This is a genomic window from Providencia sp. CIM-Carb-044 (genome assembly GCF_033901115.1).
GTDB classification, from domain to species: Bacteria; Pseudomonadota; Gammaproteobacteria; order Enterobacterales; family Enterobacteriaceae; genus Providencia; species Providencia hangzhouensis.
This window is the reverse complement of sequence record NZ_JAXADV010000002.1, coordinates 670,316-692,947: the sequence shown is the minus strand read 5'-3', so window position 1 is coordinate 692,947 and position 22,632 is coordinate 670,316. Positions and strand designations below refer to the sequence as shown.

18 protein-coding genes are annotated in these 22,632 nt (G+C 42.9%); 15 read left to right on the top strand and 3 right to left on the bottom strand.

What is annotated here, in order from left to right; genetic code table 11:
• Positions 1–34 precede the first annotated feature (34 nt).
• From nuoG to nuoN, 8 genes are read left to right on the top strand one after another with little or no spacing between them, the layout of a single operon-like run.
• Positions 35–2,767: an NADH-quinone oxidoreductase subunit NuoG gene (gene nuoG, locus SJ312_RS06480; RefSeq protein WP_110591910.1), complete on the top strand. Its 2,733-nt coding sequence runs from the start codon at positions 35–37 to the stop codon at positions 2,765–2,767.
• On the top strand, positions 2,767–3,744 hold the full coding sequence (gene nuoH / locus SJ312_RS06475) for an NADH-quinone oxidoreductase subunit NuoH (protein WP_319867253.1): 978 nt from the start codon (positions 2,767–2,769) through the stop codon (positions 3,742–3,744). The genes nuoG and nuoH overlap by 1 nt, the downstream gene beginning before the upstream one ends.
• 14 nt (positions 3,745–3,758) lie before the next feature.
• Complete coding sequence (gene nuoI / locus SJ312_RS06470) at positions 3,759–4,301, top strand: NADH-quinone oxidoreductase subunit NuoI (RefSeq protein ID WP_004259834.1); 543 nt, start codon at positions 3,759–3,761, stop codon at positions 4,299–4,301.
• A gap of 12 nt (positions 4,302–4,313) precedes the next feature.
• Positions 4,314–4,856: an NADH-quinone oxidoreductase subunit J gene (gene nuoJ / locus SJ312_RS06465; protein WP_004259837.1), complete on the top strand. Its 543-nt coding sequence runs from the start codon at positions 4,314–4,316 to the stop codon at positions 4,854–4,856.
• On the top strand, positions 4,853–5,155 hold the full coding sequence (nuoK, locus tag SJ312_RS06460; RefSeq protein ID WP_004259841.1) for an NADH-quinone oxidoreductase subunit NuoK: 303 nt from the start codon (positions 4,853–4,855) through the stop codon (positions 5,153–5,155). Before nuoJ ends, nuoK begins: the two co-directional genes overlap by 4 nt.
• Positions 5,152–6,993, top strand: coding sequence for an NADH-quinone oxidoreductase subunit L (gene nuoL / locus SJ312_RS06455; protein WP_096864873.1), 1,842 nt, complete (start codon positions 5,152–5,154; stop codon positions 6,991–6,993). The genes nuoK and nuoL overlap by 4 nt, the downstream gene beginning before the upstream one ends.
• 19 nt (positions 6,994–7,012) lie before the next feature.
• A complete protein-coding gene (nuoM, locus tag SJ312_RS06450) occupies positions 7,013–8,533 on the top strand; it encodes an NADH-quinone oxidoreductase subunit M (RefSeq protein WP_153673325.1) in 1,521 nt (506 codons plus the stop codon).
• A gap of 6 nt (positions 8,534–8,539) precedes the next feature.
• Complete coding sequence (nuoN, locus tag SJ312_RS06445; protein ID WP_004259851.1) at positions 8,540–10,000, top strand: NADH-quinone oxidoreductase subunit NuoN; 1,461 nt, start codon at positions 8,540–8,542, stop codon at positions 9,998–10,000.
• 56 nt (positions 10,001–10,056) lie between these two features.
• On the opposite strand, the gene SJ312_RS06440 is transcribed toward nuoN, so the two are convergent.
• Together SJ312_RS06440 and SJ312_RS06435 are read right to left on the bottom strand one after the other, a co-directional pair.
• Positions 10,057–11,040: an alpha-xenorhabdolysin family binary toxin subunit B gene (locus SJ312_RS06440; protein ID WP_144140816.1), complete on the bottom strand. Its 984-nt coding sequence runs from the start codon at positions 11,038–11,040 to the stop codon at positions 10,057–10,059.
• Positions 11,041–11,051: 11 nt separating this feature from the next.
• Positions 11,052–12,260 (bottom strand): alpha-xenorhabdolysin family binary toxin subunit A, encoded by a 1,209-nt coding sequence (locus tag SJ312_RS06435; protein ID WP_165880525.1) that lies wholly within the window; start codon positions 12,258–12,260, stop codon positions 11,052–11,054.
• Positions 12,261–13,005: 745 nt separating this feature from the next.
• Between SJ312_RS06435 and SJ312_RS06430 the strand changes: the two genes are divergently transcribed.
• The 6 genes from SJ312_RS06430 to menE all read left to right on the top strand — a co-directional run bounded on the left by SJ312_RS06430 (position 13,006) and on the right by menE (position 20,135).
• Entirely contained in the window at positions 13,006–14,340 is a 1,335-nt protein-coding gene (locus SJ312_RS06430) for an isochorismate synthase (RefSeq protein ID WP_165880527.1), read from the top strand.
• A gap of 119 nt (positions 14,341–14,459) precedes the next feature.
• Entirely contained in the window at positions 14,460–16,133 is a 1,674-nt protein-coding gene (gene menD, locus SJ312_RS06425) for a 2-succinyl-5-enolpyruvyl-6-hydroxy-3-cyclohexene-1-carboxylic-acid synthase (protein ID WP_110591905.1), read from the top strand.
• Positions 16,133–16,897 (top strand): 2-succinyl-6-hydroxy-2,4-cyclohexadiene-1-carboxylate synthase, encoded by a 765-nt coding sequence (gene menH, locus SJ312_RS06420; RefSeq protein WP_004259865.1) that lies wholly within the window; start codon positions 16,133–16,135, stop codon positions 16,895–16,897. The genes menD and menH overlap by 1 nt, the downstream gene beginning before the upstream one ends.
• A gap of 12 nt (positions 16,898–16,909) precedes the next feature.
• Positions 16,910–17,767, top strand: coding sequence for a 1,4-dihydroxy-2-naphthoyl-CoA synthase (menB, locus tag SJ312_RS06415; protein ID WP_004259866.1), 858 nt, complete (start codon positions 16,910–16,912; stop codon positions 17,765–17,767).
• Entirely contained in the window at positions 17,767–18,738 is a 972-nt protein-coding gene (gene menC, locus SJ312_RS06410) for an o-succinylbenzoate synthase (RefSeq protein ID WP_004259867.1), read from the top strand. Before menB ends, menC begins: the two co-directional genes overlap by 1 nt.
• Positions 18,726–20,135 (top strand): o-succinylbenzoate--CoA ligase, encoded by a 1,410-nt coding sequence (gene menE / locus SJ312_RS06405; RefSeq protein ID WP_319867223.1) that lies wholly within the window; start codon positions 18,726–18,728, stop codon positions 20,133–20,135. Before menC ends, menE begins: the two co-directional genes overlap by 13 nt.
• Before the next feature lie 44 nt (positions 20,136–20,179).
• Here menE and SJ312_RS06400 read toward each other — a convergent pair whose 3' ends face one another.
• Entirely contained in the window at positions 20,180–21,619 is a 1,440-nt protein-coding gene (locus tag SJ312_RS06400) for a catalase (RefSeq protein ID WP_004259872.1), read from the bottom strand.
• Positions 21,620–21,954: 335 nt separating this feature from the next.
• On the opposite strand from SJ312_RS06400, the gene SJ312_RS06395 reads away from it, so the two are divergent.
• Positions 21,955–22,497, top strand: coding sequence for a YfaZ family outer membrane protein (locus SJ312_RS06395; RefSeq protein WP_096864878.1), 543 nt, complete (start codon positions 21,955–21,957; stop codon positions 22,495–22,497).
• Positions 22,498–22,632: the final 135 nt, after the last annotated feature.

The window sequence follows — 22,632 nt, the reverse complement described above, 5'->3', positions numbered from 1 at the left end:
ATTAACGCCTGCTTTATGCGGGCCTTTGGGAAGCATGCTGACTATGGCTACAATATATGTAGACGGCAAAGAATATGACGTAAACGGGTCTGAAAACCTGTTACAAGCCTGTCTTTCTCTCGGGCTAGATATTCCTTATTTTTGCTGGCATCCGGCGCTGGGAAGCGTTGGCGCTTGCCGCCAGTGTGCGGTTAAGCAGTATCAGAACGCAGATGACACACGCGGTCGCCTAGTAATGTCTTGTATGACACCCGCAACGGAAGGTACCTACATCTCAATTGATGATGAAGAAGCCAAACAATTCCGTGAAAGTGTCGTGGAATGGCTGATGACCAACCACCCTCATGACTGCCCAGTCTGTGAGGAAGGGGGGAACTGTCACCTACAAGATATGACGGTAATGACCGGTCATAACATGCGTAAATATCGTTTTACGAAACGGACTCACATTAACCAAGACCTCGGTCCATTTATTAGTCATGAAATGAACCGTTGTATTGCGTGTTATCGCTGTGTTCGTTACTACAAAGATTATGCAGATGGCACGGATTTAGGGGTTTATGGGGCACATAACTATGTGTATTTCGGTCGTACTGAAGACGGTACACTGGAAAGTGAGTTCTCCGGTAACTTAGTTGAAGTTTGTCCTACCGGGGTATTCACCGATAAAACCCACTCTGAGCGCTATAACCGTAAATGGGATATGCAGTTTGCCCCCGGTATCTGCCAGCAGTGCAGTATCGGTTGTAATACTAGCCCCGGTGAGCGTTATGGTGAAATCCGCCGCATCGAAAACCGTTATAACGGCTCGGTAAACCACTATTTCCTGTGTGACCGTGGTCGCTTTGGTTATGGTTACGTCAACCGTAAAGACCGTCCTCGCCAAGCTGTACTCAATAAAAATGGCGTTAAGCAGGTCATCTCGGCTATCGAAGCGATGCAAAGTGGTGCGCAAATTATCAATCAAGCGAAAAAAGTGATTGGTATCGGCTCGCCGCGTGCTAGCGTTGAAAGCAACTATGCATTACGCGCATTAGTTGGAGCAGAAAACTTCTATTCCGGTATTTCTGCGGGAGAGCAGCGTCGTTTAGCATTAATGCAAAATATTCTGCAAAACGGCGGTATCTATACGCCAACACTGCGTGAAGTGGAAGGCTATGATGCGGTACTGGTACTGGGTGAAGATTTAACTCAGACAGGTGCACGCATGGCGTTATCTGTACGCCAAGCGGTGAAAGGTAAAGCTCGTGAGATGGCGGCAGCACAAAAAGTGGCTGACTGGCAAATCGCGGCAATCATGAATATTGGTCAACACGCAAAATATCCGCTGTTTATCACCAATGTTGATGACACGCGTTTAGACGATGTGGCTGCCTTCAATTACCGTGCTCCAGTGGTTGACCAAGCGCGCTTCGGTTTTGCTATCGCCAATATGATTAATGGCGAAGCCCCTGCGGTGAATAATTTACCCGCGGACTTAAAAGCCAAAGTTGAAACCATTGCTCAAGCATTAGCCAGTGCGAAAAAACCATTAATTATCAGTGGTAGCCATAGTGCAAGCGAGGCAATGATCCAAGCGGCCGCTAACGTGGCATTCGCATTGAAAGCGAAAGGCGCGAACGTTGGGTTATCTTACTTAGCGTCTCATGCAAATAGTTTCGGTCTGGCAATGATGAATGCACAGCCATTAGACAGCGCTTTAGCTCGCATAGAAGCGAACGAAGCGGATGTGGCTATTGTTATCGAAAACGACCTGTACCGTCACAGCAGCGTGGATGCAGTCAATAGCGCATTAGCGAAATTGAGCCATTTGATTGTAGCGGATCATCAGCAAACTGACATCATGGATAAAGCAACATTAGTTCTGCCAGCAGCAAGTTTTGCTGAAGCAGACGGTACGTTGATTAACCAAGAAGGTCGTGCACAGCGTTTCTTCCAAGTCTTCGACCCAACGTATTACGATAAAGCTATCGTGATGAACGAAAGCTGGCGCTGGATGCATTCACTGCAAACTGAAGCGCAAGAGCGTGATGCGGATTGGTCTCAACTTGATCACGTTATCGCTGATTGTGTTGCCGCAATGCCACAATTCTCAGGTATGGTTGATGCCGCACCAAAAGCGTCTTTCCGTATTCGTGGTCAAAAACTGGCGCGTGAACCACATCGTTACAGTGGCCGTACAGCGATGCTAGCAAATCAATCTGTCCATGAACCTCGTCAACCGCAAGATATTGACTCTCCATTTGCTTTCTCAATGGAAGGGAACAACAGCCCAACCGCACCGCGCCAGCAAATTCCATTTGCATGGGCACCAGGTTGGAACTCACCGCAAGCATGGAATAAATTCCAAGCCGAAGTGGGTGGTCATCTGTTATTTGGTGACCCGGGTATCCGTTTGTTCAATTCAACAGAGAGCAAATTGGCTTACTTCACTGAAATTCCAGCGGCTTATCAAGCTAGCGAAGCGCAGTGGGTCGTCGCACCTTATTACCACCTGTTTGGCAGTGATGAAATGTCACAGCGTTCAGAGGTGATCCAAGAGCGTATGCCTGAGCCTTATATCATGCTGAACACGCAAGATGCTGCGGCACTGGGGCTGTCAGCGGGTGCTAAAGCTGAGTTTAGCCATGCAGGTCAAGCGTTTAACTTGACTGTTCGCCTCAGTAATCACCTGTCTACCGGTCAAATTGGCTTACCGCTAGGAATGCCAGGTATCGCACCGTCAATGGCTGGCGTGTCAGTCAATAATCTGCGGAGGGGAGCATGATGGATTGGATTTCTCCTGAAGTGATGGAAGTATTAGTTTCCATCCTTAAATCTGTCGTCATTTTATTGGTTGTTGTGACTTGTGGGGCATACATGAGTCTGGGAGAGCGCCGTATTCTCGGTCTATTCCAGAACCGTTATGGTCCAAACCGCGTTGGCCCGTTTGGGATGGGCCAGTTAATCGCCGACATGTTCAAAATGCTTTTTAAAGAAGACTGGATCCCACAGTTCGCGGATAAGAAAATCTTTACGCTAGCACCAGTTATCGCATTTTGTTCATTGTTCCTTGCATTTGCAATCGTGCCTGTCAGCCCGACTTGGCACGTAGCAGACTTGAACATTGGGATTCTATTCTTCCTGATGATGGCGGGTCTAGCGGTCTATGCGGTGTTATTCGCGGGTTGGTCAAGTAACAACAAATACTCATTATTAGGTGCGATGCGTGCGTCAGCACAAACCGTGAGTTACGAAGTATTCTTAGGCCTTTCTTTAATGGGTGTGGTTGCACAAGCAGGTTCATTCAACCTGATTGATATTGTGAACTCCCAAGAAGGCATGTGGAATATTATTCCTCAATTCTTTGGTTTTGTGACTTTTGCGATAGCGGGCGTTGCGGTATGTCACCGTCACCCGTTTGACCAACCAGAAGCAGAACAAGAGATTGCGGATGGTTACCACGTTGAATACTCAGGGATGAAGTTCGGTCTGTTCTTCGTTGGTGAGTATATCGGTATCGTAACGGTTTCTGCATTGATTGTGACGCTGTTCTTTGGTGGCTGGCATGGTCCATTCCTGCCGTCATTCTTGTGGTTTGCTATCAAAACTGGCTTCTTCATGATGATGTTTATCTTGATCCGTGCCTCTTTACCGCGTCCACGTTATGACCAAGTGATGTCTTTCGGTTGGAAAATTTGCCTGCCGCTGACACTGCTTAATCTGCTGGGTACTGCAGCAGTGATTTTATACAACGCTCAGTAAGGGGTGATTGAACCATGACATTGAAAGAGTTATTGGTCGGTTTCGCCACCCAAGTACGTAGTATTTGGATGGTCGGCCTACATGCGTTCGATAAACGCGAAACGCAAATGTATCCAGAAGAGCCGGTTTATCTGCCACCCCGTTACCGTGGTCGTATCGTGTTGACGCGCGATCCAGATGGTGAAGAGCGTTGTGTTGCATGTAACTTGTGTGCGGTAGCTTGCCCTGTGGGTTGTATCTCACTGCAAAAAGCTGAACACGAAGATGGCCGCTGGTACCCTGAATTTTTCCGCGTTAACTTTTCGCGCTGTATTTTCTGTGGTCTGTGTGAAGAGGCTTGCCCTACCACGGCAATCCAATTAACACCTGATTTTGAAATGGCCGATTGGAGACGTCAGGATCTGGTTTACGAGAAAAATGACCTGTTGATTTCAGGTCCGGGTAAATATCCTGATTATAACTTTTACCGTAAATCAGGTATGGCGATTGCAGGTAAAGACAAAGGTGAAGCGGATAACGAAGCGAAACCTATCAACGTCAAAGACCTGTTGCCATAAGGAGCGATATTCATGGAATTTACATTTTATATCGCCGGTCTAGTTGCCATTTTAGCAACTTTAAGGGTGATAACGAATACAAATCCGGTGCATGCACTGTTGTATCTGGTTGTTTCTCTGCTGGCTCTGTCAATGGTGTTTTTCTCCCTCGGCGCGTATTTTGCTGGAGCGTTGGAAATCATCGTTTATGCAGGTGCCATCATGGTCCTGTTCGTGTTCGTCGTGATGATGCTCAACCTAGGACGTTCTGTTCAAGAACAAGAGCGCGCTTGGTTGACGCCGAAAAACTGGATTGGTCCTGCTGTGTTATCCGCAGTTTTATTGGCTATCTTAGTTTACGGCATTACCTCATTGTCATATCAAGAAGGCATTGAGGGCACCATCATTGGGGCGAAAGAAGTGGGTATTAGCTTGTTCGGGCCTTACGTTCTGGCTGTCGAATTGGCGTCACTGTTACTACTAGCTGGTTTAGTTGTCGCATTCCACGTTGGACGTGACCGTAAAGAAAACGGTGCTGATCTTGTCAGTATCGCGAAGGCGGAGGAGCAAAAATGATACCTCTAGAACATGGTCTGATTTTAGCGGCGATTTTATTTGTGATGGGGCTTAGCTGCCTTGTTATTCGCCGCAATCTGCTTTTCATGCTGATCGGACTGGAAATCATGATTAACTCAACTGCACTGGCATTTGTGGTTGCAGGGAGTTTTTGGGGGCAGCCAGACGGCCAAATTATGTATATATTGGCAATTACATTGGCTGCAGCGGAGGCGAGTATTGGATTGGCGTTGTTACTGCAACTCCATCGTCATCGTCAGAACCTGAATATTGATAAAGTCAGTGAGATGCGCGGATGAACCTACTCTATTTAACTATTCTGTTGCCTTTACTGGGGTCGGTGTTGTTAGCCTTCTCCCGTGGACGCTGGTCAGAAAACGTTTCGGCCATTATTGGTGCGGGGTCGGTCGGCTTAGCGGCCATCGTCGCATTCTATGCTGGCAATGAATTTTTAGCTCAAGACGCTGGTAGCGTGTTCATCCAACCTCTGTGGACTTGGATGTCTGTCGGTACCTTTAATATCCCATTCACCCTAATGTTAGATGGTCTATCTCTGACCATGTTAGGTGTGGTAACGGGTGTGGGCTTCCTTATTCATGTATACGCTTCTTGGTATATGCGTGGTGAGGAAGGTTACTCACGTTTCTTCGCTTACACTAACCTGTTTATCGCGAGTATGGTGGTCTTAGTCCTCGCTGATAACATGATGCTGATGTATCTCGGTTGGGAAGGGGTAGGGCTGTGCAGTTACCTGTTGATTGGTTTCTATTATACCAATCCAGAAAACGGTAAAGCCGCAATGAAAGCGTTCTTTGTCACGCGTATCGGTGACGTATTCCTCGCAATTGGTATGTTTATCCTGTGGAATGAGCTCGGCACATTGAATTTCAGCGAAATGGCGGTGTTAGCACCTCAGAAATTTGCTGAAGGTTCGAGTGCGATCAATTGGGCAACCTTGATGTTATTAGGTGGAGCAGTCGGTAAATCAGCACAGTTACCATTGCAAACGTGGTTGGCAGATGCGATGGCGGGTCCTACGCCAGTTTCAGCATTGATCCACGCCGCAACCATGGTAACGGCCGGTGTGTACTTAGTGGCTCGTACCCACGTTCTGTTCTTATTAGCGCCAGAAGTTTTACATCTAGTTGGCGTTGTGGGCGCAGTGACATTAGTACTGGCAGGGTTTGCTGCACTGGTTCAAACCGATATCAAGCGTGTGCTTGCTTATTCCACGATGAGCCAAATCGGTTATATGTTTTTGGCTCTCGGTGTGCAAGCTTGGGATGCTGCGATTTTCCACCTGATGACGCACGCTTTCTTTAAAGCACTGTTGTTCCTGTCAGCAGGTTCGGTCATTTTGGCATGCCACCACGAGCAAAATATCTTCAAAATGGGCGGATTGCGTAAGCAAATTCCATTTATCTACGCTGTGATGTTGATTGGCGGAAGCGCACTGGCAGCATTGCCATTGTTTACTGCTGGTTTCTACAGTAAAGATGCCATTTTGTGGGGTGCGCAGCTTGATGGACAAACTGTATTGTTGTGGGCAGGTATCCTCGGTGCATTAATGACCGCAATTTATACCTTCCGTATGATTTTCATCGTGTTCCACGGTGAAGCAAAAATCAAAGCGCATAAGGTTAAAGGCATCACTCACACATTACCACTGGGCATTTTGGCTATCCTTGCAACGTTCGTTGGTGCATTAATCCACCAACCACTCGAAGGGGTATTCCCTGCAGAAGCGGCTAGCAGTGAAGACGGTAAAGTCTTACTCGAAGCGATTTCTGGCGGGTTTGCTATCGCTGGTCTATTAATTGCGGTATTCCTCTACCTGTTTAGACGTTCAATAGTCGATGCTATCGCGAAAACTGCGGTGGGTCGTTTCTTCAGCGCATGGTGGTACCAAGCGTGGGGCTTCGACTGGCTGTATGACGTAGTCTTTGTAAAACCGTTTAAAGGTATTGCATGGCTACTGGAAAGCGATCCGATTAACTCTCTGATGAATATCCCTGCACATCTTTCACGTTGGGCAAATAAAGGGCTTGCAGTGAGTGAAAACGGCCAAATCCGTTGGTATGTTGCCTCGTTGGGGCTGGGTGCAGTGCTGATTCTTGCTCTGCTGCTTTTGGTTTAATTAAGGGACACATTGCGCCATGCTATTACCCTGGCTAATACTCATTCCCTTCATCGGAGGCCTGCTAAGCTGGCAGGCTGACCGGTTCAGTCATCGCGCACCGCGCTGGATTGCACTGGCGACGATGGGAATAACATTAATACTCTCCGTGCAATTGTGGTTAGAAGGGAATTACTCTCTTGTTAATCCACAAGGGATTCCACAATGGCAATCTGTTTTCTTTATGCCGTGGATCCCGTCACTGGGAATTGACTTTCATTTAGCTATTGACGGCTTATCACTGCTGATGGTCGTATTAACGGCTATCATGGGGGCTTTCTCGATTCTGAGCTCTTGGAGTGAAAACCAGAAGAACCAAGGTGCGTATCACTTTAACCTGCTGTGGATTATCACAGGTGTGATGGGGATTTTCACCGCGGTTGACTTGTTCTTATTCTTCTTCTTCTGGGAGATGATGCTGATCCCAATGTACTTCCTGATTGCCAATTGGGGGCACAAAGGGTCAGAAAACAGACAACATATCAAAGCTGCGACTAAGTTCTTTATCTATACGCAAGCAAGTGGCTTGATCATGTTGGTTTCCATCATTGGATTGGCACTAGCGAATTACAATACTTCAGGCGTATTAACATTCGATTATAACCAACTGTTAGGCGCAGAGCTGTCTAGTAACGTTGCGTTTATGTTGATGTTAGGCTTCTTTATCGCCTTTGCCGTTAAAATGCCATTGGTTCCTTTCCATGGTTGGATGGCAGATACCCAAGAACAGTCGCCTACAGCGGGTTCCGTGGATATCTCCGGTATCATGCTAAAAACCGCAGCATACGGCCTGTTACGCTTTACTTTGCCTCTGTTCCCTGAAGCCTCTATCCAGTTCACGCCAGTGGCGATGACGCTGGGTGTGATTAGTATCTTCTACGGCGCATGGTTGGCGTTCAAACAAACGGATATCAAACGTTTGGCAGCGTACAGTAGCTTATCCCATATGGGCTTTGTGACAGTCGCTATTTACGCGGGTTCAACCTTGGCTTACCAAGGTGCGGTGATTCAAATGATCACCAACGGTTTGTCCGGTGCGGCACTGATTATCATCAGTGGTCAACTGTATGAACGTACGCAAACGCGTGATATGCGTATGATGGGTGGATTATGGAAACGCATTAAATGGTTACCAGGAATGTCCCTGTTCTTTGCTGCGGCAACGCTAGGAATGCCAGGTACAGGTAACTTCATTGGTGAATTTATGATCCTGTTTGGCAGCTTCAGCCAATTCACGTTAGTGACTTGTATTATGGTCTTTGGTGTGGTGTTTGCGTCTATCTACTCACTGTGGATGATGCAACAGACTTATTATGGTACACCAAAATCAGAAAAAGAAATGAAAGGGTTAACGGCGCGTGAGTTTGGTGTGCTGCTGGCTCTGGCTGTATTACTGGTTATCATCGGTTTCTACCCGCAACCAATTTTAGATACATCAATTGGTTCGATGGAAACATTGCATAACCTGTATTCTGCTTCACTTACAACATTAGGGCTGTAATTCGCCATGACAATAACTCCTCAAGAACTGATCGCAATACTACCACTGATGATCGTCGGGTTGACGGCGGTGGTTGTGATGCTGTCCATTGCGTGGCGACGCGATCACCTTACCAGTGCCGCGCTGACAGTATCTGGCTTTGTTATTGCGTTGCTTTCACTGATTTGGGTAGCCGACGGCTACCTAATGGATGTGACTTCGCTTATTCGTGTTGATGGCTTTGCGCTGTTCTATAGTGCATTAGTCCTGATTGCAGGTATCGGTACCAGCATCTTTGCCTACCACTGGCTGGAAGGTTTTGGCGACAATAGAGATGAATTCCACTTGTTAGTTGCTATCGCGGTGGCAGGTGGTGTGCTGTTATCTATGTCAAACCATATGGCGTCGATGTTTATCGGTATTGAGCTGATTTCATTGCCACTGTTTGGCTTAGTTGCCTATACCTTTGAGCGCAGTCGCACATTAGAAGCTGGGATCAAGTACATGCTGTTATCTGCAGCAGCGTCTTCATTCCTGTTATTCGGAATTGCGTTACTGTATGCGGAATCGGGTAGCTTAAGCTTCGCAGCTGTTGGTCAAAGTCTTTCTGATAACCAAATTCACGCCCCATTAGTGATGATTGGTTTCGGTATGCTCATTGTTGGTTTTGGCTTTAAACTGTCACTGTTTCCATTCCAACTGTGGACACCAGACGTTTATCAAGGTGCGCCTGCACCTGTATCAGCTTTCTTAGCAACGGGTAGTAAAATCGCTATCTTTGCCGTATTAGTGCGTATCTTTTTGGAAGCACCAATTGCCAACAGCAATACGTTAGCGATTGTGATTTCAGTGATTGCCATAGCATCTATCTTGTTTGGTAACTTACTGGCTATCACACAAAAAAGCGCAAAACGCTTGCTGGGTTACTCATCTATCTCGCATATGGGTTATTTACTCGTTGCCCTTGTTGCGTTACGTATCGACCCAGTAGCGTCACAAGTGACTATCGCAATCTACTTAGTGGGTTACTTGTTTGCAAGCTTAGGCGCATTTGGTGTTGTGAGTATCGTTTCCAGTCCTTATCGTGGTGATGACCAGGATGATTTCAGTGCATTCCGTGGGCTGTTCTGGCATAAACCCGTTCTAGCAACGGTAATGACTGTGATGATGCTGTCGCTGGCGGGTATTCCAATTACATTAGGATTTATTGGTAAATTCTATGTGATTGCATCTGCGGTGAATGCAGAGTTATGGTGGTTAACAGGAGCTGTAGTGGTTGGTAGTGCAATTGGCTTATATTACTACCTAAGCTTTATGGCTAGCCTATATAGCCGTGATGCAGAACATGCAGAACGTTATACAGGCCCTGAAAAAGCAACGTTAGGGACCGTTGTTGCTGTTATTTGCGCCATTGCGGTTATTGTCTTTGGTGTATGGCCACAACCTCTTATTGATATGACATCAACAGCACTTGCTGTGATTAACTAATAGGCTAAAATTTCCTATAGTTGATAAACCGGCTACTTTTGAGTAGCCGGTTTTTTTTAATCAGGTAACTGACGCTGATATTGGTATTCCATATCATCTAAAAAAGACATTAGTACTTGGCTTGCGGTATTGATCTTTTGAATATTCACTGTTTTTTCAGACGATTTTTCATTAATAAAATGGCACCATTCCCACCAATAATTCTTAATGAGGCCTATCTGAGTAATAATTGATAATTTATGTGAATCTATAGCGGTGATTTGTTCTGATAAGAGCATGAGTTGAGAAAGCTTAAATATTGTTTTATCAATGTGATTAACTTCTTCCTTTAATTCTAAAATTTGGTTTCCTAAATCTAGCCTGACCTCGACAAGTTGCGCAAATTCTAAACCATCATCAATGACTGATAATAAATTTTTAATAAAAGCAATGGCTGACTTTAATATTTGCTTTTTATTTGTTGGCATATCAATTGAGTCAATTAACTCATCATTCAACAAATGTTTTTTTAAGAAATCAGTGATTTTAGATTTTAAGATGATATCTTCTGCTGCGGTAATAACGGAGTGTTGCTGATTGATTTCGTTTATTTTTAGCATTTTGCTATTTTTGGATGTGACTAGGAGTTCTTTTTGTTCTGAGTATTGCTGTAGTTTATGTTGGTTGCTTTCTTCCACGTGAATGAGTGATAGAGAGTCGGTGGTGTAACTGAATTTGGTAATTATTCTTTCTAGCTCTAATTTAAAATCAATTAAATCCTCAATAAAGCTTGTGACTAAAATTCCGTCAGGTATATTTGTATTTTCACTATTTAATTCACTTTTTAAAATATAATTTAATTTTATTTTTAGCTTCGGTATCGAGTTTCTGATTGTTTCATTTATATTGAAAGTCTTACTTGCAATTTTTTGTATCTTTCCGTGTATGATAAAGTCATAATGTATTATATTTTTATTAAATGCGGAAATTTCATTTGACATATGCCTTAACTGATAAATATCAATGGAGGGCAATATCGGTAAATCAAGCTTATCTTGCATATGAGTACCTTTTATTGAGGGGGGGTGCTATTTGGTTGAATTTGGTCAAATAACGTTATTAAATGTGTAGAGTATTCTTGAATGGTATACCAAGATGTAACAATTCGTTTGAAATGAGTAATGAATTTAATAAGTTTATCAGCGTTATTGATTTTTTTGAAAACCTCGATTGATTGGGTTATTTCGGTTAGGAGGACAAGCCACATATAATCTAAATGGTCAACGGCTAACCGTGCATCTTTAAAGAAACCATCGATTTTATGGAGGTTAATTTGAATATCAAAGATAACTTTTTTGATGAGTTCTTCTCTGTTAATTTGGTCGTTAATTGATTTTATTTCTGCTAATGTTTCATTCTTTCTTGCTCGAATTTTTTCAGCTTTCGAACCAAAAATACTACCAGTAATAATGAGACCGATGACACCACCTGCTAAGCCGGTGAAGCTGAGTTTTACAAAATGTGAATACTCTTGTTCTAATTGCTGTAGTTCCTGTTTTTTCGTTTTAAGTAATTCTTGTAAGTAGGTATCTGTAATTTCATTATCAGTAGTTTCAAGTTGATTATATAGCCCTTTAATATTAAACAATAATGATTCAACGTGTTGATAATTAGATAGATACCCACCTGTAATATGTACTCTAAAATCTGAAATGATATTTTTAATATTACTTGTCTTAATGGATTGCTCCTTAATATCATCTTTAATTAATTGTAAGATATTAGTTAGTTCAGTCGCTATTTGCTGGTCATCGCTTTGATAAAATATTTCATCTAACTCACTTTCATTAATATCATTCAAACTATCTGATACTCTTTTCAATATAGGCATGTGGTTTATATATTCAATAATCTGCCTGCCAGTCTGTATAATATTTCGGCTAGCTAGAGATAGATTGACAGATTGTTCTTTAACATGTTGCTCGACATTATCCCAGGTATTGGCATGGTCACGAATATTGATAATGGTATTAATTAATTCGTCTGTATCTATTGGTAAAGTGGTTGATGAGGTAATACCAAACCATTTTAGAATATCATTTTTTTTCCAAGGCAAAGAAAGAGAGAAGTAAACATGGCGATGTATGCTAATTAAATCGTCTAATGTAAAAATACCGACTTCGCGGGTTGAAAGAGCATCTTGATTCGTTAATAAAGCTAAGGTTGTATGGCCTATATGCTCTTTTTCAATAATTCTGTCGTAATTTTCTTTTGTATTCATTTTAAAATCCATGTTGATTAAGTTAAGGATTGAACACTAATTTGTATTAGCACTATTGTATGGTTGAGTTACCTATTTATTGTAAATAAAAATATAAATTTCATATTTGTTAACCTACTAGAAATTGGCTGAAAGTTTTATACTAAAAAATGAAAAACAGAGCTAAAAAATAGCACTTTGAACAAGTCAATACATGTTTAAAATATTATTTTGTATTATATATATTTAGAAATCATCTATAGTGATACTAAATTAAATAACGCATAACAATATGATGATAATTAAAATTTACGGCGGTTTTACTTTTGAAGGCTAAATAGAATTGTAATGGAATATAGGTTTGCGGCTTAAATATAACTATGTTTCAAAATGGAATTCTTATTGGATAAAAATGAAGCAATTTCGAGAGGGAGAAAAGAAGAAAGGGGATAAAATCACATTTTCCATTAATTAAATGAATGGAATGACGTGTAATATATATAATAAGCTATACTATCAACAACCTGAACCTCTATTCGTGTAACAAGGTTGGTTTTGATGTGATTTCTCTTGGCTATCGTCATTTGGGGCATAAGCGATAATTATAGTGATGTACTAAAAACAATTTGTTTATTGCAGATAATCTGTTTTTAGTGCTGAACCGGTGACATAGCATTTACTGTTAGTCATCAATGTATTAAAAAATGGTTTTGCGCTATATAATAACGCGTAGTGAATTTGTGTGATGTAGCAGTGGGAATCTAAAGTGAACTATAAAAAAATTGATCAACTGATAACTGAAATTTTGGATCATTTGTCTACATTGACACTAAAAAACCAAGAGTTTATTCGTTTTGTTTGGCAATTGGATGCGCAAACCGCTTTCCCTGGTCTTTCATGGCTATCAGTGCAAGAAAGTTACCCTCAATTTTACTGGTATCAACGGACGGGAGCTGAAGAATGTAGTGCTCTTGGCATGGTGAAATCTTTTGATTCGATAGATAAGGCTCAAGCTTTTTTATCGCAATACCCTGATATACCAGAAATGCGCCTATGGGGGCTTAATGGGTGGAATGCCGTCGGGGATGAGATCCCTGACGAGATAAAACGTCAAGCAACATTTTGTTTTTTACCTCGTATTGAAATTCATCGATTACGTTCAACGATTAACGTTAGTATCAATATAGAAGGTGAAGAAGATCGCTTAAATGCCATTCATCTTTTACAGCAATTAAAACCCGCTTCTCAAGTGACATTGGCACTGAATGCGGATATTACTGCGCAAGAACATATTCCTACTCATGATGAATGGTGCCGTTTATTAAATTGCGCTATTGATGATATGAAGTCAGGGAAAATGGAAAAAGTGGTTATGGCAAGGGAAACAAAACTCACCCTGTCTAAGCCTATTGCGGTTGCTCAGTTTTTAGCACAAAGCCAGCAAGTGAATCATCATTGCTACCATTTTATGATGGCCTTCAACGCGCATTCTGGTTTTATTTCTTCAACCCCCGAGCGTTTATATTTACGTCAAGATGGCCAATTAAATTCTGAGGCCTTAGCGGGAACCGTCGCTAATGACCCTGATGATGCAGTCGCAGCAGAGTACGCTAAATGGTTGATGGAAGATAAAAAAAACCAACATGAAAACTTAGTGGTTGTTGATGATATTTGTCAACAATTGCAAGGGGCGGTGACTGGGGTAGATGTGTCTTCAGCAAAAGTTATTCGTTTAAGAAAAATTCAACACCTTTATCGTTCAATTGTTGCAACGCTAATCACCCCTTCTGATAGCGATTGTTTACAACGCCTCCAACCTACCGCAGCTGTGTGTGGTCTGCCACGAAAAGTCGCTCGGCAATTTTTAGCCAAAAATGAACCTTTTTCTCGCGGCTGGTATGCAGGAACGGGTGGTTTTATGAGCTTAAATAAAAGTGAATTCGCGGTATCTCTACGTTGTGCGCAAATAGAGGGTGCACAGGTCTCATTATATTCAGGCGCTGGCATTGTCAGTGGCTCAGACCCAGAGCAAGAGTGGATAGAAATTGAAAATAAAGCGGCTGGGCTAAAGTCTTTATTTGAAAATAACGAAAAACCATAAAATAAAAATGGTTATTTTCTTTTTTATTTCAATTAGTTCATCAAAAATTGTCCTGAGATCAAGAAATTTATTTCAGCCAGTCTAAACTAATTGATAACTAATAATTTGCTGAGCATATTATGTCGAATTCTGCTTTTAACCTCCGTTGGGCTGAAGTGATTATCGAAGCACTGTCTCGCCACGGAATGAAACACATCTGTATTGCGCCTGGTTCGCGCTCAACACCCTTGACCCTTGCGGCGATTAACCATGGTAAATTGCATTGCCATACGCATTTCGATGAGCGTGGTTTAGGGCACCTAGCCCTAGGTTTAGCAAAAGCCAGCCATGAGCCTGTAGGGGTTATCGTTACCTCTGGTACAGCTGTTGCAAACCTTTACCCTTCATTAATTGAAGCCGGTTTAACAGGGGAAAAGGTGATTTTTCTTACCGCTGACAGACCGCCAGAATTGATTGATTGCGGTGCTAATCAAGCTATTCGGCAAACACATATTTTTGCATCTCACCCCTCTCAATCATTAATGTTGCCAAGGCCGACGCAAGATATTTCAGCGAAATGGTTGGTCACCGCGATTGATAATGGCATGAACCAGTTACACCATGGTGCCTTTCATATTAATTGTCCATTTGCAGAGCCACTATATGGTGAAATGGATGGGGAATATGAGTGGCAGCAAACACTTGGAGAATGGTGGAATTCTTCTCACCCGTGGTTAACGGAGCCATTAACCCATTCCGTCGCATTGGTTGCGGATTGGTATTTTTGGCGTCAGAAAAAAGGCGTTGTGATTGCAGGGCGAATGACAGCGAGTGAAGGGGAGTTAGTTGCAAAATGGGCACAGGAACTTGGATGGCCAGTACTCGGTGATGTGCTGTCTCAAACCGGACAACCTTTTCCATGTGCCGACTTATGGCTACAACATCCAGAAACTCAGTCTATTTTAAAAGATGCGGAATTAGTCGTTCAGTTTGGTTCAAGCTTAACGGGAAAACGGCTCTTACAATGGCAAGCCAATTGTGAGCCGCAAGAGTATTGGATTATCGACTCAATACCTCAGCGGTTAGACCCAGCAAATCATAAGGGAAGAAAATTAACCTGTTCAATCAAGGGTTGGCTAGATAACCATCCTGCACAGCCGAGAAGCTTGTGGTGTGAGTCGCTGCCCACTTTAGTGCAAAAAACTCAACACCATGTGCGCCAACGCTTACAAGCGCAGTTTTCAGAAGCCGCAGTTGCACACCAATTACCTGAACTGCTGCCTCCACGAGGCCAACTATTTGTTGGCAACAGCTTAATTGTCCGTTTGGTAGATGCACTAGCACAACTTCCATTGGGCTATCCTGTTTATAGTAACCGGGGCGCGAGTGGTATTGATGGTTTGATTTCTACCATGGCAGGTGTTCAACGGGCAACAGCACGGCCAACATTGGCTATTGTTGGGGATATTTCTGCACTATATGACTTGAATAGTTTGGCTTTGTTGCGTGAGCCTTCAGCGCCCACCGTTCTGATCGTGGTGAATAACAATGGTGGGCAAATTTTTTCTATGTTACCTACACCAGACGAAGCAAGACAAAACTATTACTGTATGCCGCAAAATGTCAGTTTCGAGCCCGCGGCGAAAATGTTTAGCTTACAATACTGTGCGCCGACAGACTGGACAACACTAAAAAATACCGTTCAACAATTTTGGCGCCGTCAACAGGGCACATTGCTGGTGGAATTGCAGGTGGCAAGTGATGAAGGCGCCCGTACGTTAAAACAACTATTGAATGAAGTTGTGGAACTGTAATGTTATCTGCCCATAGACATAATTCAGTCTCATCTTCTCCTTGGGTCATCTGGCTGCATGGCTTGTTAGGTAGTGCCGATGACTGGCAACCTGTGATTGAACAAACACGTGCTTTTCCATCGTTAGCGGTGGATTTACCAGGGCATGGCGGTTCTCACTCAGAGCCATGCCAAGGTTTTTCACATTTTGATCAACAACTCAGCGCTCTTTTACAGTATCATCAAATTAATGAATACTACTTGGTTGGCTATTCACTCGGTGCTCGGTTAGCGATGCATTTTGCCTGTCACTATCAGCCTAACGGATTATTAGGTTTAGTGATTGAGGGGGGCAATGTGGGATTAGTCAATGAACAAGAACGAGTTGCTCGGGCGGCTAATGATAAGGCATGGGCACAACGTTTTCGTTCAGAACCCATCGAAGAAGTGTTAGATGATTGGTATCAACAAGCTGTATTTGCTGATTTGTCGACCACTCAGCGCCAACATTTAATTCAGTTACGTCGGCAAAATAACCCGCACAGTATTGCTGCTATGCTAGAAAATACATCATTAGCAAAGCAACCTTTCTTGGCGGACAAATTGCATCAATTGACCTGTCCTTATCGTTATTTTTGTGGCGAAAAGGATAAAAAGTTTCGAAGCGTTTCGCAACAATATGAATTGCCGTTAACGCTAATTGAAAATGCAGGGCATAATGCGCATTGGGAAAACCCAATGGGCTTTGCAGCTGCACTACACCATTTTTTATCACACTGTGGTTAAAGGAATCTGATAATGATTTATCCAAGCGAAGAAAAATTATACGCACCAATTGAATGGCAAGATTGCTCTACAGGGTTTGAAGATATTCGCTATCATAAATCTCCGGAAGGGATTGCAAAAATTACGATTAATCGCCCAGAAGTGCGTAATGCTTTTCGTCCACAAACCGTGAAAGAAATGATCCAAGCTCTATCTGATGCACGCTATGATGACCAAGTTGGAACTATCATTTTAACGGGTGAAGGTGAAAAAGCATTTTGTGCCGGTGGTGACCAAAAAATTCGTGGCGACTACGGCGGGTATCGTGACGAAAGTGGTACTCATCACTTAAATGTATTAGATTTTCAACGTCAAATTCGTACTTGTCCAAAACCTGTGGTGGCAATGGTCGCGGGTTTCTCTATTGGTGGTGGTCATGTGTTACATATGATGTGTGACCTGACTATTGCTGCAGATAACGCAATCTTTGGCCAAACCGGTCCAAAAGTTGGCTCATTTGATGGTGGCTGGGGTGCGTCTTATATGGCACGTATCGTAGGGCAAAAGAAAGCACGCGAAATTTGGTTCCTATGCCGCCAGTATAATGCACAAGAAGCGTTGGATATGGGGCTGGTTAATACTGTCGTTCCTTATGCTGACTTAGAAAAAGAGACTGTGCGTTGGTGTCGTGAAATGCTAGAGAACAGCCCAATGGCATTACGTTGCTTGAAAGCCGCCTTGAATGCAGATTGTGATGGTCAGGCTGGCCTGCAAGAGCTCGCAGGTAATGCCACTATGTTGTTCTATATGACAGATGAAGGGCAAGAAGGCCGTAACGCCTTTAATGAAAAACGTGCTCCAGACTTCTCTAAATATAAGCGTAATCCATAATGCGTAAAGCCCGTATTTATTCGTTCAGCCTGCCGATGGAGGCAGGCGTTATCCTTCGTTATCAGCGACTAAAAACGCGTGATGGGCTTTTAGTCTGTTTACAAGATGGGGATAATGAAGGTTGGGGAGAAATTTCGCCTCTACCTGAATTCAGTCGTGAAACATTAGAAGAAGCAACCGCAGAAACTATTAAGCGACTGAATGAATGGGTGAAAGAAGGCAAAATTTCTAATAGTTTATTACCCTCTGTGGCTTTTGGTTGCAGCTGCGCTCTAGCGGAGCTGGCAGGGGAGCTTCCTGAACAAGCGGATTACCGCAAAGCGCCTTTATGTAGTGGTGATCCTGACGATTTAATCTTAAGCCTTGATGCAATGGAAGGTGAGAAAGTCGCTAAGGTTAAAGTCGGTCTATATGAAGCGGTACGTGATGGTATGGTGGTTAACCTGTTACTAGAGGCAGTTCCAGAACTGAAACTGCGTTTGGATGCGAATCGCAGTTGGACCCGAACAAAAGCCGACGGTTTTGCTAAATATGTTAATCCAGACTACCGTAGTCGTATTGCGTTTTTAGAGGAGCCGTGTAAGACCCGTGAAGAGTCACTGCAATTTGCAGCAGATACTGGCATTAGTATTGCTTGGGATGAAAGTGTACGTGAGGAAGGCTTTATGGTAGAAGCGCAGGAAGGGGTTTCTGCGATAGTCATTAAACCGACCCTGACAGGCAGCTTGTCATATTGCCGCTATTTAGTGGAAGAATCACATCGCTTAGGGTTACAAGCTGTGATTAGCTCATCCATTGAAAGTAGTTTTGGTTTAACACAACTTGCTCGTGTAGCGCATTGGCTAACGCCAAATACCATTCCAGGCTTAGACACGGTATCACTTATTCAATCTCAATTGGTACGGCCTTGGCCACAATGTGATATTCCGCTTCAGCAGTTAGATGATTTAACGCTTGTATGGCAGAGTTAGCACAATTTAAAGATTGGCCTTGGCAACACTGGGCCAATCTTCGTCCGAACTCAATCGCTCTAGTCACAGAGTCCCAAAGTATGACTTGGGAAAGTGTAAGCCAACAAATTACTGACCTTAGAACTTACTTTTTAATGCAAGGCGTAGAGCAGGGGCAGTGTATTGTTTTACATGGAAAAAATTCAGTTGAATTATTACTGAGTCAGCTGGCACTTATTGCTTGTGGGGCTCGTGTTTTACCATTAAATCCCCGCCTCCCAGAACGGTTGTTAGCAGAATTATTACCTCATCTTAATGTTAGCTCAGTTATTGATTTTACTGATGAATCAAATCTGTTAGCAAATTATCGTAATTTAGATTATCAACTTTATTACCATTTTATTAGTGATGAAGAGGTTGCTCCGGTTATTTTTCAAGAGGTTATTCAGCAGCCCGCTACGTTGATTTTAACATCGGGATCGACAGGCCTACCTAAAGCCGCTGTTCACAGTGTCGCTGCGCACTTAAATAGTGCAGCAGGTGTTGTTAATCTGATGAATTACCAGCAAAGAGATTGTTGGTTACTATCGCTGCCGTTATTCCATGTATCTGGTCAGGGGATTGTTTGGCGCTGGCTTCTTAAAGGTGGCTCACTTGCGGTCAAAAATCTTCCTTTGGCCCAAGCATTGCATGAGGTCACTCATGCCTCTTTAGTTCCGACCCAGTTATGGCGTTTATTAAATGATAAATCAGTGACTAATATCGCATTGAAAGCCGTTTTATTGGGAGGAGCGAGTATCCCTTCAACCTTGACGGATCTGGCTCAACAGCATGGTATTGCTTGTTGGAGCGGCTATGGGATGACAGAAATGGCATCTACGGTTTGTGCGAAACGGGCAGACGGTAAAAAAGGTGTCGGTTTACCCTTAAAAGGCAAGCAAGTTCGTCTTGTGGATGATGAAATTCAAATTCAATCAGATAGTCAGGCTCTGGGTTATTGGTTTGATGGGCAACTTCACCCATTAAATTGCCTAGATAACTGGTTTAAAACTAACGATAAAGGGACTTTTATCGATGGGGAATATCAGATTATTGGTCGTCTAGACAACTTATTTATCAGTGGTGGGGAGTGCGTTCAACCCGAAGATATCGAATCAGTCATAAATTCACATCCTGATGTCAGCCAAAGTTTTATTATACCTATTGATGATGTGCAATTTGGGCAACGTCCTGTCGCGGTTATTGAAGCAAATGAGTCAGTGGATTTAAATCAGCTGGCGGATTGGTTAAAAGATAAACTCGCTCCATACCAATATCCTATGGCATTTTATTATTTAGACCCTGAATTGAAAGCAGGGGGAATAAAAGTGTCTAGGCAACAAGTGAAGAAGTGGTTGTTAGCGAGAATAAAAGAATAGGGCGAAATAGTGGCGGGGTTATCCCCACCACTTAATGACTTACACTATTTTAGTGCTTTTAACGCTTTTTCGACACCCGCACCGTATTCAGGGTGAACTTGTTTAAATAACTCGATTTGGCGCACTTGTGTGGCTTCAGTAGCGTCAATCAGTTCACCGGCAATACGTTTAAACATACGTTGGTGCTCGGCATCATCTAACAACTCATATAATGCACGTGGCTGGCTGAAATAATCTTGGTCTTCGCGGTGATCCCAATGGTCAGCAGCACCTTCAATAGATAATGGCGGTTCGCTAAAGTCCGGTTGTTCTTGGAATAATCCGGCTTCATTTGGCTCATAGGTCACATGGTTGCCACTATTACCGTCAACACGCATTGCCCCATCACGGTGGTAATTATGGAATGGGCAACGTGGGGCGTTTACTGGGATTTGGTGATGGTTGACACCAAGACGATAACGATGAGCATCGCCATAAGAGAACAGGCGGCCTTGTAACATTCTATCTGGGGAGAAACCAATACCCGGAACCACGTTAGCAGGGCTAAAAGCCGCTTGTTCTACGTCAGCAAAATAGTTGTCTGGATTACGATTAAGTTCAAAATAACCGACATCAATTAATGGATAATCTTTGTGTGGCCATACTTTGGTTAAGTCAAATGGGTTATAAGGAACTTGAGAAGCTTCTTTTTCTGGCATAATTTGCACTTGCAAATTCCAGCGTGGGAAATCCCCTTTCTCGATGGATTCAAACAGATCTCGCTGTGAACTTTCTCTATCTTTACCCACTAACTGCTCAGCTTGTTCATCAGACAGATTTTGAATACCTTGTTGGCAACGGAAATGGAATTTGACCCAGAAACGTTCATTGTTACTGTTGATGAAACTATATGTATGGCTACCAAAACCATGCATATGACGGTAACTTTGTGGGATACCACGGTCACTAGCATCAATGGTTAACTGGTGTAAAGATTCAGGTAATTGGGAGAAAAAGGCCCATTTATGTTCCATTGTACGCAGGTTAGAGCGAGGGTCACGTTTAACTACGTGGTTTAAATCAGGGAATTTTAATGGGTCACGGAAATAGAATACAGGGGTGTTGTTACCCACCATATCCCAGTTACCTTCTTCAGTATAAAACTTTAATGCGAAGCCACGAATATCACGTTCTGCGTCGGCAGCTCCACGTTCGCCTGCAACGGTAGAGAACCGAGCGAACATTTCTGTTTTTTTCCCTACTTCAGAGAAAATTTTTGCACGAGTATAGCGGCTAATATCATGGGTTACGGTAAAGGTACCGAAAGCACCAGAACCTTTTGCGTGCATACGTCTTTCAGGGATTACTTCACGGTCAAAATGGGCAAGTTTTTCTAAAAACCAAACATCCTGTAATAACATTGGGCCACGTTTACCCGCTGTCATGACATTATTATTATTGGCGACTGGGGCGCCTGAGGCGGTAGTAAGGCCTTTCTTTTTCATCACAATGCTCCTTTGTTTGGATTAAATGACTACACAAACCTAACTAATAAGTTAATATTTTGTAAAAAATAAAAAACACGACTACAATAAACTTGTAATTCAGTATAGTTATTATGGAATTGATTATCTAATTAATATAACCAATTACTGTGATTACAAGTAAAAAAATACGTATTTATCGCACTTTTTTGCACTAAAATTTTTGATGCGTGAAATTTTGTAATGAATAACGAGGGCTTTTATCGAGGCTATAGCGTAAATCTAGGTAAGAATGGCTGAAAATAGGGTGAGATTCGCGTAATATCCATAGGTAATAATATCAAGAGGATAAAATAATGCGCAAATTATTATTATTGGCAGCAGCGATGTCACCATTATTCGTAGGTACTGCACATGCAGTTTCAGTTAGTGCACAAGCAGGTGAACATTTTACTGAGCTGTCTGCAGGGTTAGGTAACCAAAATGCAGGATTGGCATTTAACGGCTCTTGGGCTCGTAGTGACCATGATGGGCAAATGGGTAGTATTGGTGCCACATTTGGCTTACCTATTGGGCCTTTTTCTGCATTTGTAGGGGGTAAAGGGCTATATCTATCACCTGATCACAATAGTAATGGTGCTGCATTAGCTGTTGGTGGTGGGTTAAATTGGCAGGCTTTGCCTTCACTCAATATTTACGGTGAAGCTTATGGTGCTCCAGAGCAACTGACTTCAGGCAGCAAATCGTACGTCGAAGCTAAAGCCGGTGCACGTTATACGGTATTTAAGCCTTTATCTATTGATGCGGGATATCGCTTAATTGAAATGAAAGGGACACATGGTCATAGTAGCGATAAAGTTGCTGATGGCTGGTATGTAGGGGCTGGCCTTTCATTCTAACAGGGTTATCTTGTTCATAATGCCCCTAGGCGTACATTATGTGTACGCCTAGGGCGAATTTGATGATGTAAACTTAGTTGAGTATTTTTTAAAATAATTGGTTAAACTTTTAGCTGCTTATCCATAGCTATTTAC

Coding starts and splice junctions, on each gene's coding strand:
- menB (WP_004259866.1), top strand. CDS start 16,910: ATGATTTATCCAAGCGAAGAAAAATTATACGCACCAATTGAATGGCAA.
- menC (WP_004259867.1), top strand. CDS start 17,767: ATGCGTAAAGCCCGTATTTATTCGTTCAGCCTGCCGATGGAGGCAGGC.
- menH (WP_004259865.1), top strand. CDS start 16,133: ATGTTATCTGCCCATAGACATAATTCAGTCTCATCTTCTCCTTGGGTC.
- nuoI (WP_004259834.1), top strand. CDS start 3,759: ATGACATTGAAAGAGTTATTGGTCGGTTTCGCCACCCAAGTACGTAGT.
- nuoG (WP_110591910.1), top strand. CDS start 35: ATGCTGACTATGGCTACAATATATGTAGACGGCAAAGAATATGACGTA.
- nuoN (WP_004259851.1), top strand. CDS start 8,540: ATGACAATAACTCCTCAAGAACTGATCGCAATACTACCACTGATGATC.
- nuoH (WP_319867253.1), top strand. CDS start 2,767: ATGGATTGGATTTCTCCTGAAGTGATGGAAGTATTAGTTTCCATCCTT.
- nuoJ (WP_004259837.1), top strand. CDS start 4,314: ATGGAATTTACATTTTATATCGCCGGTCTAGTTGCCATTTTAGCAACT.
- nuoK (WP_004259841.1), top strand. CDS start 4,853: ATGATACCTCTAGAACATGGTCTGATTTTAGCGGCGATTTTATTTGTG.
- SJ312_RS06400 (WP_004259872.1), bottom strand. CDS start 21,619: ATGAAAAAGAAAGGCCTTACTACCGCCTCAGGCGCCCCAGTCGCCAAT.
- nuoM (WP_153673325.1), top strand. CDS start 7,013: ATGCTATTACCCTGGCTAATACTCATTCCCTTCATCGGAGGCCTGCTA.
- SJ312_RS06435 (WP_165880525.1), bottom strand. CDS start 12,260: ATGAATACAAAAGAAAATTACGACAGAATTATTGAAAAAGAGCATATA.
- SJ312_RS06395 (WP_096864878.1), top strand. CDS start 21,955: ATGCGCAAATTATTATTATTGGCAGCAGCGATGTCACCATTATTCGTA.
- SJ312_RS06440 (WP_144140816.1), bottom strand. CDS start 11,040: ATGCAAGATAAGCTTGATTTACCGATATTGCCCTCCATTGATATTTAT.
- menD (WP_110591905.1), top strand. CDS start 14,460: ATGTCGAATTCTGCTTTTAACCTCCGTTGGGCTGAAGTGATTATCGAA.
- menE (WP_319867223.1), top strand. CDS start 18,726: ATGGCAGAGTTAGCACAATTTAAAGATTGGCCTTGGCAACACTGGGCC.
- nuoL (WP_096864873.1), top strand. CDS start 5,152: ATGAACCTACTCTATTTAACTATTCTGTTGCCTTTACTGGGGTCGGTG.